The 4,747-nt window shown below is 71.5% G+C and carries 6 protein-coding genes; 3 read left to right on the top strand and 3 right to left on the bottom strand.

Going from position 1 to position 4,747, the window contains the following annotated elements:
* The 3 genes from ABZE72_RS15735 to ABZE72_RS15745 all read left to right on the top strand — a co-directional run.
* On the top strand, positions 1-307 hold a 307-nt coding region (locus tag ABZE72_RS15735), incomplete at its 5' end, for an HNH endonuclease signature motif containing protein (protein ID WP_372729980.1).
* A gap of 88 nt (positions 308-395) precedes the next feature.
* On the top strand, positions 396-1,046 hold the full coding sequence (locus ABZE72_RS15740; protein WP_372729981.1) for a hypothetical protein: 651 nt from the start codon (positions 396-398) through the stop codon (positions 1,044-1,046).
* Positions 1,043-1,459 carry a hypothetical protein gene (locus ABZE72_RS15745; protein WP_372729982.1) on the top strand — a complete coding sequence of 139 codons (417 nt, stop codon included), beginning with the start codon at positions 1,043-1,045 and terminating at the stop codon, positions 1,457-1,459. Before ABZE72_RS15740 ends, ABZE72_RS15745 begins: the two co-directional genes overlap by 4 nt.
* Positions 1,460-1,475: 16 nt before the next feature.
* Here the strand turns inward: ABZE72_RS15745 and ABZE72_RS15750 are convergent, their stop codons facing one another.
* The 3 genes from ABZE72_RS15750 to ABZE72_RS15760 all read right to left on the bottom strand — a co-directional run.
* Positions 1,476-2,198, bottom strand: coding sequence for a VOC family protein (locus ABZE72_RS15750; RefSeq protein WP_372729983.1), 723 nt, complete (start codon positions 2,196-2,198; stop codon positions 1,476-1,478).
* 39 nt (positions 2,199-2,237) lie between these two features.
* Complete coding sequence (locus tag ABZE72_RS15755) at positions 2,238-3,782, bottom strand: SDR family NAD(P)-dependent oxidoreductase (protein WP_372729984.1); 1,545 nt, start codon at positions 3,780-3,782, stop codon at positions 2,238-2,240.
* Positions 3,783-3,809: 27 nt separating this feature from the next.
* Positions 3,810-4,747, bottom strand: a 938-nt coding sequence (locus tag ABZE72_RS15760) for an MFS transporter (protein WP_372729985.1), incomplete at its 5' end; no start/stop codon positions are given.

Here is a 4,747-nt window from a genome sequence, read left to right on the forward strand (position 1 = left end):
CAACCCGACCTGCGTGTTCCCGTGGTGCACCAGGTCGGCCCGGGCCTGCGACAGCGACCACATCCAGCCCTACGGCGCCGGTGGCAGCACAACCTCCGACAACATTGCGCCCTTGTGCCGGCGCCACCATTGGCTCAAGACCCACGGCGGGTGGCGCTACACCAGGCTCGACGCCGACACCTTCCTGTGGAACAGCCCGCACGGCTACAGCTACCTCCGCGATCCCACCGGCACGACCGACGTCAGCCGCGACCGACGACCACCGCCGGCTCATCCGACTGAGCCTCCACCTCACGGCAGACCCTGACCGCCCCACACCCCGCCGATCCACGATCCGCGGGGCAGTGGCGCGCCGTCACCCACCCACCCACGAGCCGTCGGGCACGATCGGCGCCATGACAACGGATCTCGGGTCACCGGAACTCGCCCCCCACCCAGCACGTCCCTCCCACACCGTGGCCGAGGCCGTCTTCGTGGTCACCGACATCGAGGTCGACGGGCCCTGGCCCGGGCCCAACTCGATGCGCTCGTTCGCCTCCGTTGCGGTCACCGCAGCCGGCGACCTCCTCGGCGAGTTCGAGGCGGTCCTCGAACCCCTGCCCGGGGCGCAGCCCCACCCGGACACCTACGCGTGGTTCCAGACAGTCCCGGGCGCGTGGGCGGCGGCGACGCGCAACCCCCGCCCCGCGCCGACGGTGATGGCCGAGTTCGCAGCCTGGGTGCACGGCCTGGGCGACACCCGGCACTTCGTGGCCTCACCCCTCGGGTTCGACGGAGGGTGGATCGACCACTACCTGCGCCGCTTCACGTCGTACGGCGTCTGCTGGGGGCCGTACGAGCCCGACCGGCTCTTCCACGGGCCCGGCGTCTGCCTGCTCAGCCTGGCCTGCGGCATCACCGGTGGCGACCCGGCGACCTTCTCCGTGCACGACCTGCCGCCCGCCTGGTTCGGCGACGTCGCGCACACCCACCAAGCCATCGACGACGCCCGCGGCTACGCCCACCTGCTCGTCGAGTTGCTCCAGCGGACGCGGGCCAAGGCGTGACAGGCGGACGAATCGTTCTCCTCGGTGACAGCCACCTCGCCCGGGTCCGGCGCGACCTCGACCGGCTCGCCTGCGGGGATTCCGGCCCGGCCGACATCGTGAACGCTGCGGTGGGCGGCGCGGACGCGCGCGACCTGCTGGCCCAGGCGACGGCGGCTGGCGTGGGTGCCGATGACCGGGTGGCCGTCTCCATCGGCACCAACGATGCCGCGCCGTGGAAGCAACTACCCCTGGCCGAAGGCATCCGGCGCCTGCACGAGCTCTTCGCCCAGCTCCACCCCGAGCGGATCGTCCAGGTCGCCTCGCCCGGGGTCGACGAGGAGCGGCTCGGCAGGGAGTTCGACCGCACCAACGAGCTGATGACGGCCTACGCCCTCCTGCTCCCCGCGCTGCGCGACGCTCTCTGCCACTGACTCCCCACCGACCCACTCACGCCCGCGCCGGCAGCACGCAGAACTCGTTCCCCGACGGGTCCGCGTAAAGCCGCCACGGCAGCTCGCCCCACTCCGGGTGGTGCTCGCGCCGACCGTCGCGCGCGATGATCCCCGCCTCCACCTCGTCCGGGTCGTCGCCGGTCTCGAGTCGGACGTCGAGATGGAGCCGGTTCTTGGCCGTCCCCTTCGGAGCCGACTCCGGACAGAGCTCGAGCAGCGGACCGCGTCCCGAAGGGTGGCGAAGAGACGGCTGCTCCGCCACCCCCGCATCGGTCCACCCCGACAGCCACGACCAGAACTCCGCGTCCCGGTCCGGGTCGGCCGAGTCGAGCGGGAGTGCCGCCACCGGCCCCGTCCCGACGTACGCCGCCCGCTCCTCCATCACGCAGAAGGGGTTGCCCTCAGGGTCGGCGAGCACCACCCAGGGCGCATCGCCCTGACCGATGTCCAGGTGACGCGCGCCCAGTCCGAGCAGTCGCTGGACCACTTCGTCCTGCCGGGCACCGCCCAGGAGGTCCAGGTGCAGCCGCGGCGCCGCGCTTGGCAGGTCCGGCACCCGCTGGAAGCACAGGTCCAACGTCGGCCCGCCCTCGACGCTCAGCCGGGTCTCGAAGCCCTCGGATTCATCGGTCAGCCGTTCACCGCCGACCACTTCCTCCCAGAACCGGCCCAACCGTCCGGGGTCGACCGCGTCGACGACGACGTTCTCCAGGTACATGCCAGCCACCGTAGAACGGCCGACGACCGCCGACGATCCTCACCAGGGGCTGGGCGCGTAGTCCTTCAGGAAGTGCCCGTGCAGGTCCTCGCCGGCCTCGCCGCGAACGATCGGGTCGTAGACCCGAGCCGCCCCGTCGACCAGGTCGAGCGGCGCGTGCCAGCCCTCGGCCGCGATCCGCAGCTTCTCCTGGTGCGGCCGCTCGTCGGTGATCCAGCCGGTGTCGACGGCGTTCATCAGGATCTTGTCGGTCTCGAACATCTCCCCGGCACTGGTCCGGGTCAGCATGTTCAGCGCCGCCTTCGCCATGTTCGTGTGCGGGTGGCCCGGCCCCTTGTAGGTCCGCGAGAACTGCCCCTCCATCGCCGAGACGTTCACGACGTACGCCCGTCGCGACCCGCCGCGTACGGCGGCCCGCATCGCCGGCCGTAGCCGCGAGATCAGGATGAACGGCGCGGTCGCGTTGCAGAGCTGGACCTCGAGCAGCTCCAGCGGGTCGACGTCCTCCACCTTCTGGGTCCACGAGTTCTCGGTCTGCAGGTCCGGCAGCAGCCCACCGGCGTCCACGGCCGTCCCGGCCAGGTGCGCCTCCAGCGAGGCGTTCCCGGCCCGCAGCGCCAGTCCGGTCATCGAGGCCGCGGTCTGTCCCTGGAGGTGGCTCGCCAGCTGGGCGGCCCGGGCCTCTTCGACCGACTCGCCCTCGTGGTGCGCGACCGCGTGCTGGCGCAGGGTGCCGGCGATCGCCGCCGGGTGCGCCTCGCTGATCCGGTCGAAGGTCACCATCTCCGGCAGCGCCAGGTCGGTCGGCAGCGGAGCGGACTCCATCTCCACCAGCTGGCTGTAGGAGCCCGGCGAACGACGCACCGTCTGCGCCGCGTTGTTGATCAGGATGTCCAGCGGTCCGGCCGCCGCCACCTCGTCGGCCAGCGAGATCACCTGGGTGGGGTCGCGCAGGTCGATGCCGACGATCTTCAGCCGGTGGATCCAGTCGGCGCTGTCCTCCAGCGCCGCGAACCGACGTACCGCGTCGTGCGGGAACCGCGTGGTGATCGTGGTGTGCGCGCCGTCGCGCAGCAGCCGCAGTGCGATGTACATCCCGATCTTGGCCCGACCGCCGGTGAGCAGCGCGCGCTTGCCGGTCAGGTCGGTGCCCTGGTCGCGCTTGGCGTGCGAGGAGCGGGCGCAGGTCGGGCAGAGCCAGTGGTAGAACGCATCGACCAGCGTGTAGTCGTTCTTGCAGATGTAGCAGCCGCGCGGGTTGATCAGCTCGCCCGCGAAGGCGCCCGGCGCCGTCGAGACCAGCGGGATCCCCAGCGTCTCGTCGTCGATCCGCATCGGGGAGCCGGTGGCGGTCTTCTCGGTGACGGCCCGGTCGGCGGCGAGCTCCGCCTCGCGCTTGCGGGTACGCCGCTCCCGCTTCAACGCCTTGTACATGTGCGACGCCGCGTGCTTGACGGTCTGGATGTCGGGGTGGTCGTCGGGCAACCGGTGCAGCTGCTGCAGGACCCGGACGGTGACGGCCAACTCGTCGGGGTCGATGCCGCTGAGCATCTCCAGGTCGGGCTCGAGGTTGTCGTCGTTCACCGGACGATTCTAGGTGCGCACCCGCGCTCAGACCGTTTCGGCGGAGACCCTCGAGATCCGGTAGCGCACGAAGGAGGGCACCGCGAGGGCCGCGACCACCGTGCCTATCACGACCAGCACGCCACCTCCGGCGGCCGCGGCGGCCGTACCGACCGCCGCGGCCGTGGCGCCGTGGGCGACGTCCGCAATCCGCGGCCCACCGGCGACCACCACGATGAAGACGCCCTGCAGCCGCCCGCGTACGGCGTCGGCGGCGGCGCTCTGCAGCATGCTGGTCCGGAACGCGGCCGAGGCCATGTCGGCCGCACCGCCGATCACCAGCATCGCCAGCGCGACCGAGAGCATCGTCGTCTGCCACCTCTCGGCCAGGGCGACCGCGAGCCCGAAGCCCGTCATCGCCACTCCCCAGATCAGGATGCAGACGATCACCGCCAGCCCCTGCCGGTCGACCCGGGAGACCCAGCCAGAGAAGACGCCACCGATCACCGCGCCCACCGGGATCGCCGCGAAGAGCAACGCGAAGGCGATGCCACCGCCGGTCGGCCCGCCGAAGCCCAGGTGCGCGATCTCCGGGAAGAGCGCCCGCGGCATCCCGAAGACCATCGCGATCAGGTCGACGACGAACGACATCATCAGCACCGGGTGGCCGCGCAGGTAGACCAGCCCGTCGACCACCGCCCGCAGCCCGGGCGTGCCCTTGAGCGCGCCCTCGACCGGCAGTCGCGGCAGCCGGATCACCGCGGAGAGCGTGGCGAAGAGCGTGATCGTGTCGATCAGGTAGAGCCATTCGAAGCCGATCACCGGGATCAACGTGCCCGCGGCCAGTGGCCCGGCGATCGCGCCGGCCTGGAAGACCGTCATGTTCAGCGAGTTCGCCGCCGGCAACAGCTCCATCGGCAGGATCTTCGGCAGCAGCGCACTGCGGGTCGGCTGGTTGACCGCGAAGAACGCCTGCTGCACCGAGA

The sequence above is a fragment of the Nocardioides sp. genome, assembly GCF_041600255.1.
Lineage (GTDB): Bacteria > Actinomycetota > Actinomycetes > Propionibacteriales > Nocardioidaceae > Nocardioides.